This window comes from Psychroflexus salis (genome assembly GCF_014640175.1).
GTDB classification, from domain to species: Bacteria; Bacteroidota; Bacteroidia; order Flavobacteriales; family Flavobacteriaceae; genus Psychroflexus; species Psychroflexus salis.
Genome location: NZ_BMGL01000012.1, coordinates 99,773 through 120,022, shown reverse-complemented (window position 1 = coordinate 120,022; position 20,250 = coordinate 99,773). Strand labels below are relative to the sequence as shown.

The following is a 20,250-nucleotide window of genomic DNA, read 5'->3' as shown; positions in this document are numbered from 1 at the left end:
TATTAGTGAATAGTTATTAGTGAATAGTTATTAGTGAATAGTTATTAGTGAATAGTTATTAGTGAATAGTTATTAGTGAATAGTTATTAGTGAATAGTTATTAGTGAATAGTTATTAGTGAATAGTGAATAGTGAATAGTGACTGATAACAGAGGACAGACAAAAATATATTGTTCGCAAAAGTTTACTGAAAATTTTCAATCTAAGACTACTTATTGGAAATACCGAGTAAGCAATTAATCAATTTTGCAGTGTTTACGAAAAGCTATGTGGACTTTATGTGAGCATTGTATTTTAATTATTGAAGAATTACATATAAAGCATACAAATAAATTTAAAGCCCATGGCTAGTTTTTAATTTCCAGCTAGCGGTAAACACGTTGTTTATTCATCCATTGTCGGTATGTTGCTGCGTTGCGGTTATGCTGCGCTAAGGTTTTAGCGAATTTGTGATAACCAACGCGTTCTAAATCAGCTACAAAATAATAATAATCGTGTTGCTCTGCATTTAAAACTGCTTCGATAGAACTGATGTCTGGCATGGCGATGGGTCCTGGTGGCAAGCCAGCATATGCATAAGTGTTGTAAGGCGAATCGATTTGCAAATCTTTGAATAAAACCCGCTTGATTATGGTATCAAAATTTTGTTGAGTTTTCTTTAACGCATAAATTACTGTCGGGTCAGCTTGTAACTTCATTCCGCGTTTTAATCTATTTAAATACACACCAGCTACTTTAGGACGTTCGTCTACTTTTGCAGTTTCTTTCTGCACGATAGATGCTAAGGTAATTACATTGTTTGGAGTTAATTTTAATTGAGCTGCTTTGTCTGTTCGTTTTTTATTCCAAAACTTTTGGTATTCTTTCCACATTCGCGCTCTAAATTCTTCTGCTGAAGTATTCCAATACATTTCATAAGTGTTGGGTAGGTAAATATTAAGTTGTGTTGCTTCCGATAAGTTGTTTTTTTGAAGAAAAGCTTTATCTTTTATAGCTTTCAAAATACTCAAACTATCAGCTTCAATTTGTTCAGCAATTCTTCCAGCTAACAATTCAGCAAAATCTTGATTATTAAAACTGACCTGAATGGGTAAATTAGCAGAACGTAAAATATTAACAATGTCGTTGTTGTTCATTCCTTTTTTCAACATATAGCGACCAGCTTTTACATTGGTAGAATATTTTTTCTTATTCGCCACTTTATGAAATCCGTCTGGGTTTTTCAACAAAGGTTTAAGTTGGTAATATACATCACGATAAGTAGCATCAGATTTAATAAATACTTCTTTTTGGTCTTCGCTAAAGGATGTGTTAGGCGAAAAAATAGTTTGATAGATGTAATAGCTAAATCCGCCAATTGCTAATAAACCAATAACGGCGATAAGTAAAATAATTTTTTTAAAGTGCATTTTTTATTTTTTGAAGTAAATATTCGTCGTGGTAAGCATCGTTAAAATAATTCCATTCTTTTTTTAAACCGACTATTTCAAAATCTAATTTTTGAAATAATTGTAAACTCGCTATATTATTATGATTAATACCAGCATATAATTGATGCAAGTTTAAGTGAGCAAAAGCATAATTGGTTAAAATATCGAGTGCTTCAAAAGCAAAGCCTTTTTGTCTGAATTTTTCGTGAATTATAATTCCCACCCCTGCTCTATTGTTTTTGGGGTCAAAATCGTATAAATCGATAAATCCTACTGCATTTTCATTTAAGTTCGTAATTACTAAACGCAGTTGTTTTGATGTATAAATATCTTCTAGGGCATGCTCCAAATAGCGTTTCAAAACATATTTTGAAAAAGGGGTTTGGCTGTTGCTTAAATGCCAATATTTTTCATTGTTCTCAATTTCGTCTAAAAACAATAAATCTTCTGGCTCTAAAGCACGTAAAATTACTTTGTTCCCTTTTAAGCTTCGCATTCTATTTCTCCTTTAAAAACAAATTTAGCCGGTCCGACTAATTCTATATGAGTATACACTTGATTTTGCAATAAAAAACGAACGGCTAAATCTCCACCTATGGCTTGTACAGCAACTTCGTTCCCCGTTATTTTTTTTGCAAAATGTGCTGCTATTGCTGCGGCAGTTACTCCTGTTCCACAAGCTAAGGTTTCATCTTCAACACCACGTTCGTAGGTGCGTATTTTCATAAAATTATCTTGCACTTCAACAAAATTGATATTGCTGCCTGCTTTTCCGTATAAATTTGAATTTCTAATACGAGCACCTTCTTTTTGTACATCAAGACCTGCAATACTTGACAAAAAATCAACATGATGTGGAGATCCAGTATTTAAATAAAAACTTTCTGAATGATAAGATTGTATAAGATGAACATCTGGCATAGATAAACTTACCAATTCTGCTTCAAAATGCGCTTGATGTAAGCCATCAATCGCCATAAAATGACAACTTTTTTGAATGATGCCTAATTGTTTTGCGAAAGCTACAATGCAACGACCACCGTTACCACAAAGCGTACTTTCATTACCATCTGAATTGTAATAAACCATTTTAAAATCGACTGAATTTTCTACTTCATTCTCTAATAAAATCAAACCATCAGCTCCAATACCGAAACGTCTATTGCATAATTTAGCAATTAAAGCTGTGCTAGCTTTAAATTCAAGATTACGATTATCTACCATAATAAAATCGTTTCCTGCGCCTTGGTATTTATAAAAAGATGTTTTCAAAATAGCTATTTTAAGGGCAAATATACAATTTGTAAGTATTTTTAAGTGGGTTAAAATGTAGTTAAAAACATTTTAAACGTAGACGATTCAAAATAATTTAGCGTTTATTAAATCAAAGTATTCATCAAAAATTTATAATTATAAAATTAAATATTATGAAAAGATACATGGGATTTTTTATTGTTAGCATTTTAGCGGGCAGTTTAACTTTATTGGGATATCAGTTTTTCTTTGAAAATGAAACAAATTTTCATCTACCAGAAAACACAAATTTACAAACTCCAATTGTGCCTACTTCTTACAATCTATCAACTACTAGTGAAACAGAGCTGCCAGACTTTACTTTAGCTGCAGAAAATACGGTACATGCTGTAGTGCATGTTAAGAATGTTAGCACCGCAAGAGTGCCAAGAAATATTTTTGAATATCACTTTGGTAGTGGTCCAGAACGTAAAGCCGTTCGTGGAATGGGTTCGGGTGTAATTATAAGTCCAGATGGTTTAATTGTAACTAACAACCATGTAATTGAAGGTGCTACAGAAGTAGAAATCACTTTAAACAACAATGAAGTTTATAAAGCTGAAGTTTTAGGTCAAGCAGCTGAAAATGATTTAGCAGTTTTAAAAATTGAAGCTGAAAATTTAGAATACCTAACTTTTGGCGATTCCAATCAATTGCAACTAGGCGAATGGGTTTTAGCCGTAGGCAATCCGTTTAATTTAACATCAACCGTTACCGCTGGAATTGTGAGTGCAAAAGCAAGAAATTTAGATCCAAGAAAAGCGGGAATGCAGTCGTTTATTCAAACTGATGCTGCCGTAAATCCTGGAAACAGCGGCGGTGCATTGGTCAATAAACGCGGAGAACTTATTGGAATTAATACTGCCATTACCTCGCAAACGGGTTCATTTATAGGTTATTCTTTTGCAATACCGAGCAACAATGCTAAAAAAATTATAGAAGATATTATGGAGTTTGGCAGTGTAAGAAAAGCAGTTTTAGGTGTTCGAGGTGTTGATTTAGACGGAAAAAATGCAAAAGAACTCAATTTGGATGTTACACAAGGATTTTATGTGGGTAGTGTTGATGAAAATTCTGGAGCAAATGAAGCTGGCTTAAAAGAAGGAGACATTATAACGCAAATCGATCAGATTAAAATTAGAAAATTTGCAGATTTAACAGGATACATCAGTACCAAAAACCCTGGTGAAACAGTCGAAGTTACTTACTTAAGAAATAATAAACAAAGAGAAACTCTTGTTGAATTAAGTATTTTTGAAGTATATAAAATTGAAGATTTAGGTATTGAAGTAAGCAATGCTTCTGCTTCAGAATTAAAAGAATTTAAAGCCGAGTATGGAGTAAGAATTAACCGAGTGCTTTCGCAACGATTGGCTTCAGAAAACTTAACTGGAATATTAATTACAGAAATTAATGATACACCTGTTAAAAATGTAAAAGATGTGGAGGATGTGATTTCTAAAAAGGCATTCTCAGATCCTTTAAAAGTAACATTCAAAGGACCCAGTGGCAAAGAAAAGACTTATATTTTTAGGTAAGAAGGGATTAGATGCTAGGTGAAATATTCGTATGAGTAGTAATCAGCGTCAAAAAAAACATTCATTTTTTTGACGCTTTTTTTGTGATAGAATGGTTGGAAAAACACCCACTTAAATGTTGAAAAAGAAGCTAAAGAAATGTGTTTTGCTCATAAAATCATAAAACAGTTTCATAAGCATTGTATGTATTTATAATTTGTGCTTAGCAAGATTTTAGGGTTCGCTTATAAAAACGTGTTTTACTAAGTTTGCTCCCATTTGTAAAGCTTTTTCTCTCACTTCTTCAGGGTCGTTATGTACTTCGGGGTCTTCCCAGCCGTTGCCTAAATCACTTTCAAAAGTAAACAAAAGTAAAAGCCTATCTTTATCAAAAATTCCAAATGCTTGTGGTGGTAAACCATCGTGTTCATGGATTTTGGGTAAGCCTTTTGGGAATTTAAAATGTGAATTAAAAATTGGATGTGTAACAGGTAATTCTACCAATTCTTTATCTGGAAAAACAGTCTTTATAGCTTCCTTAAAATAAGGTGCCATTCCGTAATTATCATCTACCAACAAAAAGCCTCCACTTAGTAAATAATCTTTTAGATTCTTTGCATCCTCTTCTGAAAAGAAAACATTACCGTGCCCTGTCATATACACAAAAGCATAATTAAACAAATCTGGACTTGCTGTTTCAACTGTAATGGGTTTTGGGTCGATAGCGGTGCCAATTTGTTGATTACTAAAATTTATTAAATTGGGTAATGCGGTAGGATTACTATACCAATCACCACCACCTTGATATTTTAAAAGTGCAATTTCTTGGCTAAAACCAAAACTACTAATCAACAACAAACAACTTACAAAAAAACGATACATTATTAAATTGAATTTTTAATTGAGAAAGTATGACATGCCACTATAGCTGCTGTTTCAGTTCGTAATCTATTTTTGCCTAAACGAATAGCTTTAAAATTATGTTTTAGAGCCGCTTGAATCTCTTGTGAGCTAAAATCGCCTTCAGGTCCTATTAATATAGCATAATTTTGATGGGGTACAATAGCATGAAGCAAATCCTGTTGTTTTAAATAATCTTCACAATGTGCAATGTATTTAACTTGACTATTTACATTTAAAGCATTTTCAAAACGTGTTAAGTTGTTTATTTTAGGAAGATGAAACTGAAGTGATTGCTTCATTGCACTTAGAATAATTTTTTCATATCGCTCTATTTTTATTCGCTTTCGCTCAGAATTTTCAGTTAAAATTGGAGTAATTTCATCTACGCCGATTTCAGTTGCTTTTTCTAAAAACCATTCAAAACGATCGTTGCTTTTGGTAGGAGCAACAAGCATATGTAAAACATAATTGTGGTTTTTAGGATAATACTTGTGTTTTAAAATTTCAATATGGCAAGCTTTGGGTTGAGCTTGCGTAATTTTACATAAAAACCAATCGCCTAAACCATTGGTTACTTCAATTTCATCTCCCACTTGTTTGCGTAAAACTTTTACAATATGTTGACTTTCATGTTTTGAAAAAACAACTTGTTTACATTCAAGGTTTAGCAAAGAGTGATAAAAAAGCTGCATAAATTATTCGTATATTAAAACTAATATTTCTCGAAGAGTAGTTGGTGTAAAAGTTTTTTTAACCAAATAATGCCAATTAGCATCTGGTAAATCTATTGAGTAAACTTCGTTGGCAAGTAATTTAGGGTCGGTAATTTTAGAAAAGAAAATAGGCACTGTTCTTTCTTTTTTAAACCATCCAGAATCTCCGCCATTGTAGGCGTTAGCATCCATAGAATACTGTCTTGCAAGCGATTCGAATTGAATACCTTTGTCTAACATTTCGTTTATTTTCGCTCGCATGCGCTGTATAGCTTTTTCTGACATTTTGTTCCCGTCTAAAAAGATATAATTAATTCGGTAATGCATTACTTCTCGTTCGGCAATTACTTCGTAATTTTTTTTACCAGTTCGTGTTTTTTCTTTGTGCTTCTTCCCTATTTTTTTATCGAATAAAATCGAAGCCAGTTTGGTGCTGTGTTTTGCTTCATTAAAAACTTCAAGTTCGCCTTCATTTTCATATTCGGCAATTTCTTCGCTGCTAAAACCAAATCCTTCTAATTCATTATACGATTGGTTAAATAATCTGCTTTGTGCAAAACTGGATACTGTAGAAATTAAAATAATAGTAAATAAAAAATGTTTCATAAGTTGGTTTGTAAATAGTTTGAATAGTTTAGGTTAAAATATTTTTTTTAAATTGTTAATCTAGCTTGTGCAAGTTTATGCTGGGCAAAATCTTTTTCTTTAAATTTATAGTATCCAACAATAGCAATCATAGCTGCATTATCGGTACAATATTCAAATTTTGGTATATATGCTATAAGTTGGTTCTTGGCATCGGCTTCTAACAAAGCTTTTCGAATAGCAGAATTAGCAGAAACTCCCCCTCCAATAGCTATGTTTTTAATTCCAGTTTGTGCAATAGCTGCATTAATTTTATCCATTAAAATGGAAACTGCGGTATATTGAAAAGATGCACATATATCCTTGATATGTTCTTCAATGAAATTTGGATTTTTCTGTGTTTCTCGTTGTAAAAAATACAATACTGCTGTTTTTAAACCACTAAATGAAAAGTTTAAACCTTCTACTTTTGGTTTTGAAAAACGAAAAGCAGTTGGATTTCCTTTTGCTGCTAATTTATCAATAATTGGGCCAGCGGGATAGTCAAGCTTCATCATTTTACCACACTTATCAAAAGCTTCGCCAATTGCATCGTCTAAGGTTTCTCCTATAACATCCATCTTAAATGCAGAATCTACCTTTACAATTTGTGTATGCCCACCACTAATTGTAATTCCTAGAAACGGAAAAGTGGGTGATTTTTGTGCATCGTCTTCAATAAAATGAGCTAACAAATGGGCCTGCATATGGTTCACTTCGATTAATGGAATGTTTAATGCCATGGCAAAAGATTTAGCAAACGAAGCCCCAACCAACAACGAGCCCATTAAACCAGGGCCTTGCGTATAAGCAATAGCAGAAAGTTCTTTGGCAGTAATACCGGCTTCAGCTAAAGCTTGATATACAACTGGAACAATGTTTTTTTGATGTGCTCTTGAAGCCAATTCGGGAACTACACCACCATAAGCTTCATGTACTTTTTGTGTGGCAATTACATTACTTAGTGGTAACCTATGGTGTAAAACAGCAGCCGATGTATCATCGCAAGAAGATTCTATACCTAAAATATACACGGAATCATTGTTTTGCATTTGGTTTATTTTGTAACGATTATTCAGGCAAAGCTAACTAAATTTGTAGCAGAATTGAAATTATTTGAAGCCTTGTTTTTAAAAAGCATTATATTTGAATTCCTTGATAAATTATACTAAACCTTAAGCTATTAAAAAGTTTATACGCATACTTGGCAAAATCATGATTGCCTTATTGTTATTCCTGCTTTTGGTAGTTGTAGTTTTTACTATTCCAAAGGTGCAGACCTATACTGCTAAAAAATTAACACAAAATATCAATGCCAAGTACAACACTACTATTGATGTTGAAGCGCTTCAAGTAAAGTTAAATGGCGATATTAATTTAAGAAATGTATTTGTTGAAGACCATCGGCAGGATACATTAATTTATATGCGTAAGTTTTCAACTTCATTCATTAGTTTAGCTTCTTTTTGGAATAATTCAGTTCAACTAAATAACACAGAAATTAATGGGCTTAGGTTCAATCTAGTTCGATATAAAGATGAGGATGAAGATAATTTAATTCAGTTTATAAATCGTTTTGATACGAATAAACCAAAAGATTCATTAATAGCTAACCATGCATTTCGACTCTCTGCAAATTTCATTTTAGCAACCGAAACACATTTTTCATTTACCGATTATGCTAAAGAAAATCCTGAATTGTTCAGCATACAAGACATGGTACTCGATGCTGAAGACTTTAGAGTTAATGGAAGTGACATTTCAACACGCATACGGAAGCTTTCTGGGACAACAGGTAGAACATTCGAAATTGAAGATTTAAGAACAAATTTTAGTTATACACCACATCAACTTCAATTGAAAGAGCTTCATTTAATTACCGATGTTTCATCTATACAAGCTGATGTAATAATGAATTACGAATATGGAGATTTTTCAGATTTCAACAATCGTGTGCAATGGGATGCAGAATTCAGAAAAACCGACTTATCTACTTCAGATTTAGCTAAATTATATAATGAATTTGGTTACGGTGAACGCATACAATTTAATGCAAACTTAAAAGGAACCTTAAATCAATTTAGCTTAGAAAATATAGCTTTAAAAGGAATGATTAATTCTGAAATAAAAGCTGAAAAGCTATACTTTTCGAATATGTTTGATCCTGAAAATGATTTTATATTAGAAGGAAATTTTACGGTTTTACAGACCCAATATTCAGATTTAGCTAACTTATTACCTCGATTATTAGGTGGTAATTTACCAGAAGAGTTGAGTCGTTTTGGGGTTTTTAATATTAAAGGATACACCTTGTTAAATGGCGTAAATTTAACTTCAGATTTTACAGCGACTACAGCCATAGGAAACGCAGATGTTAAACTTAATTTTACCGATTTAAACAACAAACAAAATGTACAATACCAAGGCGATTTAAGCTTTGATAACGTACTTTTAAACAAACTTTTACTAGAAGAAAAATTGGGTTCTGTAAGTTTCGATTTAAAGATTGATGGCAAAGGATTTAAACGAAAATATTTAGACACAGAATTACAAGGAAAAATATTTGAAATTGATATTAATAAGTATACCTATCGAAATATAAATGTAAATGGTAAATTAAAAGAGCCCGAGTTTAATGGTGATTTTAAAATTAACGACCCTAACATTAATATGGATTTTACAGGCTTAATTAACTTAGATAACGAGCAAAATCTTTACAACTTCGAAGCAAAAATCAATTATTTAAACTTGCAGGAAACCAATTTATTTACCCGCGATAGTATTTCTGAAATTGCTGGGAATGTAAATATTAATATGCAGGGAAAAGATATAAACGATTTAACTGGTAACATAGACTTAAATAATTTTATTTATAGAAATGAAAATGAACTATTAGAGTTTAGCAATTTCAAGTTAACTTCTCGAATTGAAGATGATATAAAATACATTGAAGTAGACTCGCCCGATGCTATTGAAGGAAGCCTAACTGGTATTTTTGAATTAACAGAATTACCTGAAATTACACTCAACGCATTTCGGAATTTGTATTACAGAAAAAAACCAGTTTCACTTGAAAAATTTGCTTACGTAGATTTTCAATTCAACATTAATAGCAAAATTGTTGAAGCTATTTTTCCACAAGTTCGATTTGATCCAGGCACGAGTCTAGAAGGAAGTATTGTAGCTAACGAAAATTATTTTCGACTTAATTTTATTTCACCAGAAATTGAAGCATACAATAATGTATTTACCAATATTAATCTGCAAATTGATAATAAAGATCCCTTACTCAATACACTGGTAAATATCGAAAAAATAAAAACCCCGATTTACGAAGCCAGCGATTTAGAAATTATAAATCAAACACAAAACGACACCTTGTTTATAAAAGCTAATGCAGTTGGTGGTAAAAATAATCAAGATAAATTTCAGTTAAAGTTATACCAAACTTCTACCGACCAAAACGAATTGATTTTTGGATTAGAAAAATCTAATTTTAAAATTAAAGACTACCAGTGGGAGATTCAAAAAGAAAAACAACAAAATAACCGATTGGTTATTGGCGAAAACTTTCAAAATATTGAGTTTGATTCTATCGTCGCTTCACACAAAAATAGCTTTGTAAAGCTAAATGGAATTGTACGCGATTCAACTTATAAAAATGTTTCGTTAGACTTTAACGAAGTTCAGCTTGCAACCATAACCCCAACTATAGATAGTCTTGCTTTAGCTGGTATAGTGAATGGGAAAGCTTATTTATTTCAAGACCAAGGAGAATATCAGCCCAATATAGACTTTAATATTGTTGATTTTAGTGTAAACCAAACCCCACTAGGTAAATTAGCCTTATTTGCCAATGGGAAACAAGGCTTAGAAAATTTTGATATTAAAGCTGCTTTAACTCGTAAAAATGACACTTTATTTAAAACTAAAGGAGAAATTTATAAGCAGAACAAAACACAATTTATAAATGCTAAATTATATACTAATAACTTAGATTTAAGTATGTTTTCGCCATTAGGTGGAGATGTAATTAGTAAAATGCGTGGGCGTTTAACGGGAGAAGTAGCAGTCACAAATCGATTAAATGCGCCTAATTTAGAAGGAACTTTATTGCTTCAAAAGGGTGGTCTACAAATACCTTATTTAAATATTGATTACGATTTTTTAGGAAATACAGAAATAAACGTTTTAAAAAATGCATTTATATTTACAGAAGTAGAACTTAAAGATACCAACTATGAAAGCACAGCTAGATTAGATGGATTAATTGGACATAATAACTATAGTGATTGGGAGTTAGATTTAAACATTAGCGGTGCAAACTTTGTAGCATTAGATACCGAATTTGAAGACGGAAAACTATATTATGGTACTGCTTTTATTACAGGTTATGCCGAAATAATTGGTCCTACCGACGACCTAGAAATCAATGTAAACGCTACGACCAATAAAAACACCTTATTTAGGATACCATTAGACGATTCTGAGTTTTTAACCGATGCATCTTTTATTTATTTCTTAACTGAAGCTGATAAACAAGCAAAAGCTGAAGGCAAAAGCCTAGAGATTAGAGATGTAAAAGGTTTAAGTTTAAATTTTGATTTAGATATTACTGAAGATGCAGAAGTAGAAATTGTTGTTGACCAAGAAAGCGGAAGTACACTGCGTGGTCGCGGTACTGGTAACTTGCTGATTGAAATAGATACCAATGGAAAGTTTAATATGTTTGGTGATTTTGAAGCCAAAGAAGGAATTTACGATTTTAAATATGCTGGATTAGTAAACAAAAAATTCTCGGTTGTACCAGGCGGAACACTTACATGGAACGGCGACCCATTACAAGCTAATATGAATGTAGAAGCCATTTACAGAACACAGGCAAATCCTGCAATGATTTTAGAAAATCCAAGCATTAATAGAGATATACCTGTAGAAGTAAAAATTAGCTTAAATGGAGAATTAGTTCAACCTGACATAAACTTTGATATTGATTATCCCAATTTATCATCTATTATAAAATCGGAATTAGATTACCGAATTCAAGGTAGAGAAAATACAGAAATACAAGCTATTTCTCTGGTTGCCCAAGGTACATTCTACAATATTGAAGGTATTGGTGGACAAGGTGCCATAACAGGAAATTTAGTTGAAGGGGCTTCAGGTCTTATTGATAAATTGTTTACAGACGATGAAGGTAAATTTAAGGTAGGCTTAGATTATACACAAGCTCAACGTACACCCAATCAAAACCAAACTGGAGATCGTGTGGGAATGAGTTTTCAAACACAAATTAGCGATCGCGTTCTCATTAATGGTCGTTTTGGTGTTCCCGTTGGCGGTACTACAGAAAGCTTCGTTTTTGGTGATGTAGAAATTAATTTATTGCTAAATGAATCAGGATCCTTACGAGCCAATGCGTTTAATAGAGAAAGCGATATACAATTTATAGGTGAAGAATTAGCTTACACACAAGGAATTGGTTTATCGTACAGTGTCGACTTTCAAAGTTTAAGAGATTTGGTAAAGAAAATTATAAACAAACCAGTCAAAAAACAAGACCAAACTGAAAAAGAAAGTACCGAAAAAATGAAAAATGAAAAATCAGTTTTACCCGATTATATAGAACTACCAAGTTCATTAAATTAATTGAATTTCAAGAATATGATACAAATTACACATCATAGGAATCTAGCCATCAAATGAAGCTATTTAACGCATTCATTTTTACTTCTATCTTAAGGTACACAACTACCCTAGCCAGCTAAAAAATGCATTTTCGCTATATTAATGGCATTTAATAGTCAAATTGGTATAACATAAGTGTAAACAGAAGCTAAGGAATTATTCCAACTCGATTAGAAAAAACAAATCCTGTAAAAAGTAAGGTGATAATTCAGTTAATAATTGAATACTTAAAGTATAAAATTAAGGCTCTACACCATTAAATTGATTGAAAGCGAATTTTAATTTTTCAGAACCTATGTATAATATTCAACAAGTTTAATTTTTAAACTTCCTTTCAGAAAATTGTCCAAGGAAATAGGCCAACATGATAGGTATTAAAGATAATCCTCCATACTTTTCCAGTAAGTCAAATTCCAATATAATCAACAATAAGGCTCCTGAGATAATTATAAAAAGTAAATTGAATGTTTTCTTTTTCATGTTTATTATCTTTATAAGTCGGATAAATACAGCAATAAACTACTTAAGGTAAGTATTCAAATTTAGCAATTACTAATAAAAAACGGGGTTATAAAATTATTCTTTATGCATAAATGCCTGTTTGCCAAGTAATTCTTCTTTTGTTTCTACATGTTCTTCATCAGGAACACAACAGTCTACAGGACAAACTGCAGCACATTGGGGCTCTTCATGAAATCCCATGCATTCTGTACATTTATCGGCAACAATATAATACACTTCGTCGTCTATAGGTTCTTGCGCTTCTTCTGCATTGGCTTCTTTTCCGTTAGGTAAAACTATATTTCCTTCTAAATCGGTACCATCGGCATAACGCCAATCGTCTGCACCTTCATATATTGCTGTATTTGGGCATTCAGGCTCGCAGGCACCACAATTTATACATTCGTCTGTTATCTTGATAGCCATCTTTATTTTTTTAGTAATTTTGTTCAAAAATACACAGAAAATAACTTATGGCAAAGCCAGGAAGCCTGCAAAACACAATAAATTCACTACATCAACTCGGCAGTACATTGAGTGAATTTCTTCAAGAAAATACAAAAGCAAATCCTTCATTTAAAGATGAATTACAAGCAGAATTGCATCAAATTGTTCAATTAGCAAAACACCATAATTCTTGGTTTACTGAAAATGAAGTTCTGTACTGTTTACAATCTTGGAGTGAAGCTTTATCTCATTCAAATTTAACTACATGGCTAGCAAAATATAAGTTTGAAGAAAAATCTCCAAAACGTGTAGGCTTGGTACTTGCAGGAAATATTCCTTTGGTCGGATTACACGATATAATTTGTGTTTTACTTTCAGGAAATGATGTGGTTGCTAAATACTCATCAAAAGATAAGTTGCTTGTGCATTGGATTGTGAAATTTTTAATTCACACCGATTCATCTTTTGGCTGCAGAATTGAACTAACCAAAGACCAATTGAAAAATTTTGATGCTGTAATTGCAACAGGAAGTAATAACACCGCTCGCTATTTTGAATATTATTTTAGAGATAAACCACACATTATTCGGAAAAACAGAAACAGCCTTGCTGTACTTACAGGCGATGAAACCGAAACAGATTTTGCCAATCTAGCCGAAGATATTTTTCGTTATTTTGGTTTAGGTTGCCGAAGTGTTTCAAAATTAATGGTTCCAAAAGGCTATGATTTTACACCTTTTTTTGAAGGTATTTACCATAGAAAAGACTTGCTACAGCATGATAAATACACCAATAATTACGATTATAATAAAGCTGTGTATTTAATGAGTAGTGTAAAACTTTTCGATAATGGCTTTTTAATTTTAAAAGAAGATAAAACCATGACATCTCCAATTGGCTGTTTGTTCTTCGAATTTTACAATTCTAAAGCAGAATTGGAGAATACAATAAATCAACAAAAAAATAATTTACAGTGTGTGGTTGGAAATCTTCAGTTTTCTTCTCGAATTAATACAGCTTTTGGTCAATCTCAACAACCTAACTTATGGAATTATGCAGATGGTATCGACACTTTAGAGTTTCTAATGAAATTAAAATAAGCATTTACTCCTAGTTTTTCATAAAATATCTTACAGAAGTCTTCTCTTGAAGTTTCTTTTTTTCATATTTTTAACGCAAATTAAATTATTTTATGAAAATTTTTTATTTGCCCTTCGTATTACTATTTACTTATTTTGGATACAGCCAGGATTTTAATTGGACATCCGATTTTAACGATACCGACCAGATAGATACCTGTAATGCAACGCTTGCACTCAATAATAATGATGGCAACTTAAGTAACCAAAACAAGACGCTTACCATTTGCCCTAGCGACCCAGATGAAGTAATTTCTTTAGAATTTATCAGTTTTAGTTTAAACACTACATTCAGTACCCTAGAAATTTATAATGGTAATAGCACAAATTCACCTTTGGTTTTTGAATATGTAAGTGACGCTATTCCACCAAATCCTTCTTATATAGCATCTAATCCGAGTGGCTGTATAACTATAAAATTTACAACAACTTTTATTCCTAGTATTATTAATATTGGCTTTGGTGCACAATTTGTATGTGGCGACCCATGTCAAGATATTTTCCCAGAAGTAAACATCGATGGAAATACTACTTGCGAAACCACAGATGATATTCCTTATTATCTTACTAATGAAATGCTCACTTTTAATGGCTCTGCATTAACTTCAAACAATACACCAGCAGAAGATTTAAATTTTGATTGGGAGATTGATGGAGATGATTACAGTGGAGAAAGCATTCAGCTTACTTTTACAGAAGTAGATGAAATTGATGCAACATTAACTGTTACCGATGCTCAAGGTTGCCAACAAAGTATTGATTTCGAATTTGAAATTAGAAACGATTTACTTAACATCAATGAAGTTGATGATGAATTTACACTAAACGAGTTGGTTTCTGATGTATTTATTGCCGGTGATTGTGCTATTGTAGACAACATTAACTCACCAAACAATTTGAATATATATAATTCTGACGACCAAAGCATAGGATATTTTTCTAAAGGATGTAGCGATTTTCCTTTCGAAAACGGAATAGTAATAGGTTCTGGCAGTGTAAACAATATAAAAAACCCATCAAGTGGCGAAAACAATAATTGGCCAGGAGAAGATGAGTTAGCTACATTAGTAACAGGCGACCCTAATGTTGGAACAAGCAATAATGCAACTGTAATTGAATTTGAATTTAGCTCGTACGAAAATGAAATCAGTTTCAATTATATTTTTGCTTCAGATGAGTACGGAGGGAACTTTGTATGTAATTTTGCTGATACTTTTGCTTTTATTTTAAGCGGTCCAGGAATTAATGATATCAATACATACAATAATGATGCAAACCCAAATACTCCAGCCATCGATTTAGATTTAGGAGGTTTAAACATTGCGTCAATCGATGATGGTAGCGGTAATGGATTAATACCTACTACACCTACCAATATACATCCAAATACTGATTGTGCAGAAGGAAGCTTAGGCGAATTTGCTTTATTTCAGCTATACAACCAAGACAATCCACCCTATCATACTTTAGATGGCGAAACCCAAGTATTAACAGCTACCGCAACCGTAATTCCGTGTGAAACTTACACTATGAAAATTATGGTAGCCGATTTCCAAGACAATATCTTTAATTCTTTTGTTTTTTTAGAAGGTGGTAGTTTTAATTTAGGAGCAAACTTAGGAGATGATATTTTCTTTACCGATGCGGAGCCTTTATTTGAAGGCGATGTATTTACCGTTGAAGCTTTTGAAGACGATTTAGAAGGTGGAGTTTGTAATTTTAGTATTGAGTGGTATAAAGATGGCGAATTAATTCCTAATGAAACCGATTTAACTTTAGATATTACTGAAACAGGCAACTACGAAATTTTTATTATTAGCGAAGAAAATTCTACACTAGCCAACTGCAATAGCAGCGATTCGATTTATGTAGAGTTTATTCCTGTTCCTAATCCAGATAATATTGATGATATACAAGATATATTAATTTGCCAACCGCCCTTAAACGTATTCAATATTAATTTACGAACAAATGATGATTTTGTACTAGGTACACAAAATCCCGATAACTTTAATGTGGACTATTTCTTAAGTGAAGTCGATGCCAATGCTGGAGTAAATGCTATTGATGATCCTGAAAATTTTGAAATTAATGCAACAGAACTGCAAAACGAAAACATTACAATTTGGATACGTGTAGAAGAAGCTTTAACAGGTAACGCACAAAGTTTTGTAACTTCTAGTTTCCAGATAAGAGTAGCAGAACCAGATTTGAGCTCTGGTATTCCTAACTTGCAGTCTTGTCAAAACGAAAATACAGGATTTGGTGTATTCGATTTAAGTGAAGTTGAAAGCAGTATTTTTCAAATTAATGAATCTTCTGCTTTTGTAATAAGTTATTTCAACTCTGAAGCAGATGCTCAAAATAATACAAGTCCCATCATTAATATTAACAATTATGAAACCGACTCTACTTCAGAAACCATTTGGGTTAGATTAGAAAGTAATTTTAATTCCGATTGTTACGAAGTTGCTTCCTTTGAAGCTGAAATTTACCAACAACCAGAAATTAATCAGTTACCAGATTTGCAAGTCTGTGGAGATTATTCAGACAATCCAAGTTTCGATTTGAGCAGCATAAGTCCTAACTCTGTAAATACACCCAATCCAGACGATACATTATTAAGTTTATACACTACGGAAGCAGATGCCATAGCCAACATAAATCCTATTACACAAGATTTAAGTAACTATCAGTTACCAAACGGTGTTTTTTCACAAGATTTGTATGTAAGATTAACCAACAATAATGAAAATGGAAGTTGCTTTACAATTAGTAACTTTACATTAAACATCAACAATGTAACTATAAATCCAGTAGAAGATTTAGTGGCATGTCAAGATGATACAACCGCTTTACCTGTTTTCGATTTAACTCAACAGTCTTCTACATTATTAGAAGGAAACTCTATTCTTGATAGCAACAGTCTTAGTTTTTATCAAAGCGAAAATGATGCTATCAATGCTACTAATGAAATTGTAAATCTGCAAAATTTCTCAGCTTCAAGTCTAAATCAAAGTATTTGGGCACGAGTAGAAAGTGGAGCCAATCCAGATTGTTTTGAAACAACAAGTTTTAATTTAGTTACTCAAGAATTGGCTGATGTGAACTTAAACGTAGATGATATCATTGTTTGCGATAACACCAATAATAGCGGATTTTATGAAGATTTTAATTTTAATGTACTCATACCGCAAATCAATAACCTAAGTTTGTCTGATGTAACAATTAGTTTTCATGAAACTCAAATTGATGCAGATAACGGAATAAACGCAATTTCTAGTCCTTATACCAACATCCTAGCATTTGCACAAACTATTTTTGTACGTGTTGAAAATGGAACCAACTTAAGTAGCTGTAAACAATTTACAAGTTTCGATATTTTTGTAAATGCGCTTCCTGAAGTTACACTACCCAACGAACCGCTTTTAGATTGCGATGAAGATGCCGATGGCTTTGCTAATTTCGATTTAACTGCTTTTGAAGCGATCTTGTTCGAAAATACCAACGCAAATAACTTTAGTGTTGCGTATTACGAAACAGAAGCGGATGCAATTAACCAAACCAACCCGATTGCTAATCCGCAACTGTTTATCGCTTTAACCGGCTTCACTCCTATTTACATCGCTGTAGATAATGGTGATTGTCCTATTGTAATTTCAACAGGAGTTAACGTAAACCCAGACGATGTTTCTTGCGAAGGAATTGGTGTAGACGATTTTAGCAAATACATAAATGTATATCCTAATCCTGTTTCAACTAATTTACAAATCAACTACAGTGCAGGAACTCCCATTGAAACTATACAAATATTCAATTTAAATGGTCAATTGGTTTTTCAAAAGCAATACAATGGCTTGCAAAGTCATTTAGAATTGAATTTTGATGAATATGCCGCTGGGGTTTACTTGATTAAAATTAGTGCTGGAAAACAAACCAATATTCAAAAAATAGTGAAAAAGTAAAAAACAAAGCAAAACAAAAAAGCGAGTAGGTTATAAATCTACTCGCTTTTTTTATTTATTAAATTGATTTTAATTTTCTACATCAGTATTACTTTCAATCAATAAATCTTGGTATTCCCATTTTTCAAGTCCACCTTTTAATTCATAGATCTTTGTAAAACCTTGGTCTTTTAAAATTTGGCTACACTCTTTGCTTCGTCTTCCCGTTCGACAATACACTGCAACCGGTTTTGTTTTATCGAGTAATTGTATATTTTCTTCAAAATCTGAATCAAATACAATACTTTGAGCTCCTTTTATATGTTTATTTTGAAAATCTTCGAAGGAGCGCACATCTATTAATTGAACCGAATCTGCTAAAATTAAATACTCCATTTCATCTGAAGTAACTATTTCAATTTGCGAATTTCCAAAATTACACGAAACAAGCAAAAAGCTAGCTATGGAAATATTTACAAATGGTTTTAATATTTTATTTTTCAATATCTCCATCCCATTCTATTATGCCAGTAGCTAAATTATTTACGTCTTTAAAACCCATATTTTCCATCACTTGGCAGGCCATTTCACTCCTTCTTCCAGAACGACAGTAAATGTAATAGGATTTATCCTTATCTAGCTTTTTTACTTCTGCTGTAAAGCCAGCAGGATTTTGTATATTAATTAATTTAGAATTTGGTATAAATCCTTCAGCATATTCATCTGGAGTTCTTACATCAATAATCGCTGCAGCGTCTGAATTTTCGTAACCTAGCTTCCAATCTGTATTGTTCAAATTTTTCATATGTGATTTAATTTTATGCAAAATTAGTAAATATTTAAATCTTATGCCTATTATTTTCTTAAGAAGAAAATTAACAAAACTATGTGATTGTTGTGTATACAATTATCATACATTTGTGCATACAATTGTTAAGATGAATATTGAAGAAGAGATACAAACTAAAAAAAGACTCCCAGATTACAAGCGAGCATTAATAAATGTAATCTACACAGGGAATTGGATTACAGATGAAATGAATTCTGTATTAAAACCATTTGATATTTCTACCCAACAGTTTAATGTACTTCGAATTTTGAAAGGACGCGAAGGAAAAACTACCAACCTATCTACTATACATGAAAGAATGATTGCTAAGAACAGTAATACAACTCGATTAGTAGACAAGCTTGTAACTAAAGATTTGGTTGATAAGCGAATTTGTGTAACCAATAAACGCAAAGTTGAAATACAAATTACAAAAAAAGGACTAGCGTTTTTAGAAAACGTAAACCAAGCTGTAGAAAATAGAGAAAAGAAAATTACTGCCTCGTTAAATATTGAAAGTTTAGAACAATTGAGTGAACTATTAACCTTATTAAGACAAGAATAATGACAAACATAGATTACATAGATCAATTAAAATGGAGATATGCTACTAAGAAATTTGATTCGACTAGAGCTATATCTGATAATGATTTGGAAAAATTATTAGATGCTATACAACTATCTGCTTCATCATATGGCTTACAACCATACGAAGTTATGGTTATTAAAGATGAAGAAACTCGAAAAAAATTACATCTAGCAGCATTTGAACAACCCCAAATACTCGATGCTTCTTATGTTTTTGTTTTTGCAGCTAATACTGTTATAGATGAAGGATATTTAGATAGATACATCAATAATATTGTGGAAACACGTAATATGACGAAAGAAGATTTATCTGGTATGAAAAATATGATCATGAATGCAGTAATTAGTCAATCTGCTGAAAACAAAATTGAATGGGCAAAAAAACAAGCCTATTTGGCCTTAGGAAATTTACTTTCTGCTGCGGCACATTACCAATTAGATGTATGCCCGATGGAAGGCTTTAATGCTGCTCAATTTGATGAAATTTTAAACTTAAAAGAAAAAAACTTAGCATCAGCTGTAATTGCTACCGTTGGATTCCGACATAAAGATGATGGATTACAACATACTAGTAAAGTAAGAAAACCAAAAGAAGAATTATTTAATCGAATTTAATATAAACCTTAATACTAAT

At 32.1% G+C, this 20,250-nt stretch carries 16 protein-coding genes; 6 read left to right on the top strand and 10 right to left on the bottom strand.

Annotation, left to right across the window (positions count from 1 at the left end):
• Nucleotides 1-365: 365 nt before the first annotated feature.
• The 3 genes from mltG to dapF are packed head-to-tail and all read right to left on the bottom strand — an operon-like array spanning nt 366 to nt 2,702.
• A complete protein-coding gene (mltG, locus tag IEV63_RS10990; protein ID WP_188406867.1) occupies nt 366-1,409 on the bottom strand; it encodes an endolytic transglycosylase MltG in 1,044 nt (347 codons plus the stop codon).
• Nucleotides 1,399-1,926, bottom strand: coding sequence for a GNAT family N-acetyltransferase (locus IEV63_RS10985; RefSeq protein WP_188406866.1), 528 nt, complete (start codon nt 1,924-1,926; stop codon nt 1,399-1,401). Before IEV63_RS10985 ends, mltG begins: the two co-directional genes overlap by 11 nt.
• Nucleotides 1,914-2,702 carry a diaminopimelate epimerase gene (gene dapF / locus IEV63_RS10980; RefSeq protein WP_188406865.1) on the bottom strand — a complete coding sequence of 263 codons (789 nt, stop codon included), beginning with the start codon at nt 2,700-2,702 and terminating at the stop codon, nt 1,914-1,916. The genes IEV63_RS10985 and dapF overlap by 13 nt, the downstream gene beginning before the upstream one ends.
• Nucleotides 2,703-2,857: 155 nt before the next feature.
• Between dapF and IEV63_RS10975 the strand changes: the two genes are divergently transcribed.
• Nucleotides 2,858-4,261, top strand: a complete 1,404-nt coding sequence (locus IEV63_RS10975; protein ID WP_188406864.1) for a trypsin-like peptidase domain-containing protein — start codon at nt 2,858-2,860, stop codon at nt 4,259-4,261.
• A 213-nt stretch (nt 4,262-4,474) separates the two neighbouring features.
• Here IEV63_RS10975 and IEV63_RS10970 read toward each other — a convergent pair whose 3' ends face one another.
• From IEV63_RS10970 to tsaD, 4 genes are read right to left on the bottom strand one after another with little or no spacing between them, the layout of a single operon-like run.
• On the bottom strand, nt 4,475-5,122 hold the full coding sequence (locus IEV63_RS10970; RefSeq protein WP_188406863.1) for a DUF4159 domain-containing protein: 648 nt from the start codon (nt 5,120-5,122) through the stop codon (nt 4,475-4,477).
• Nucleotides 5,123-5,124: 2 nt separating this feature from the next.
• Complete coding sequence (locus tag IEV63_RS10965; protein ID WP_188406862.1) at nt 5,125-5,835, bottom strand: 16S rRNA (uracil(1498)-N(3))-methyltransferase; 711 nt, start codon at nt 5,833-5,835, stop codon at nt 5,125-5,127.
• A gap of 3 nt (nt 5,836-5,838) precedes the next feature.
• Entirely contained in the window at nt 5,839-6,462 is a 624-nt protein-coding gene (locus tag IEV63_RS10960; protein WP_188406861.1) for a peptidylprolyl isomerase, read from the bottom strand.
• A gap of 47 nt (nt 6,463-6,509) precedes the next feature.
• Entirely contained in the window at nt 6,510-7,532 is a 1,023-nt protein-coding gene (gene tsaD, locus IEV63_RS10955) for a tRNA (adenosine(37)-N6)-threonylcarbamoyltransferase complex transferase subunit TsaD (protein WP_188406860.1), read from the bottom strand.
• Between the two features lie 163 nt (nt 7,533-7,695).
• Between tsaD and IEV63_RS10950 the strand changes: the two genes are divergently transcribed.
• A complete protein-coding gene (locus IEV63_RS10950) occupies nt 7,696-12,129 on the top strand; it encodes a translocation/assembly module TamB (protein WP_188406859.1) in 4,434 nt (1,477 codons plus the stop codon).
• 615 nt (nt 12,130-12,744) lie between these two features.
• On the opposite strand, the gene IEV63_RS10945 is transcribed toward IEV63_RS10950, so the two are convergent.
• On the bottom strand, nt 12,745-13,095 hold the full coding sequence (locus IEV63_RS10945; protein WP_188406858.1) for a 4Fe-4S dicluster domain-containing protein: 351 nt from the start codon (nt 13,093-13,095) through the stop codon (nt 12,745-12,747).
• A gap of 47 nt (nt 13,096-13,142) precedes the next feature.
• Between IEV63_RS10945 and IEV63_RS10940 the strand changes: the two genes are divergently transcribed.
• Both IEV63_RS10940 and IEV63_RS10935 read left to right on the top strand, forming a co-directional pair.
• Nucleotides 13,143-14,216 (top strand): acyl-CoA reductase, encoded by a 1,074-nt coding sequence (locus IEV63_RS10940; protein ID WP_188406857.1) that lies wholly within the window; start codon nt 13,143-13,145, stop codon nt 14,214-14,216.
• A gap of 92 nt (nt 14,217-14,308) precedes the next feature.
• Nucleotides 14,309-18,220: an FIDD domain-containing protein gene (locus IEV63_RS10935; RefSeq protein WP_188406856.1), complete on the top strand. Its 3,912-nt coding sequence runs from the start codon at nt 14,309-14,311 to the stop codon at nt 18,218-18,220.
• A gap of 69 nt (nt 18,221-18,289) precedes the next feature.
• Here the strand turns inward: IEV63_RS10935 and IEV63_RS10930 are convergent, their stop codons facing one another.
• Nucleotides 18,290-18,712, bottom strand: coding sequence for a rhodanese-like domain-containing protein (locus tag IEV63_RS10930; protein ID WP_188406855.1), 423 nt, complete (start codon nt 18,710-18,712; stop codon nt 18,290-18,292).
• Nucleotides 18,693-19,004 carry a rhodanese-like domain-containing protein gene (locus IEV63_RS10925; protein ID WP_188406854.1) on the bottom strand — a complete coding sequence of 104 codons (312 nt, stop codon included), beginning with the start codon at nt 19,002-19,004 and terminating at the stop codon, nt 18,693-18,695. Before IEV63_RS10925 ends, IEV63_RS10930 begins: the two co-directional genes overlap by 20 nt.
• A 133-nt stretch (nt 19,005-19,137) precedes the next feature.
• Here IEV63_RS10925 and IEV63_RS10920 point away from each other — a divergent pair, with 133 nt between their 5' ends.
• Both IEV63_RS10920 and IEV63_RS10915 read left to right on the top strand, forming a co-directional pair.
• Complete coding sequence (locus tag IEV63_RS10920) at nt 19,138-19,593, top strand: MarR family winged helix-turn-helix transcriptional regulator (RefSeq protein WP_188406853.1); 456 nt, start codon at nt 19,138-19,140, stop codon at nt 19,591-19,593.
• Nucleotides 19,593-20,231: an NAD(P)H-dependent oxidoreductase gene (locus tag IEV63_RS10915; protein WP_188406852.1), complete on the top strand. Its 639-nt coding sequence runs from the start codon at nt 19,593-19,595 to the stop codon at nt 20,229-20,231. The genes IEV63_RS10920 and IEV63_RS10915 overlap by 1 nt, the downstream gene beginning before the upstream one ends.
• Nucleotides 20,232-20,250 lie beyond the last annotated feature (19 nt).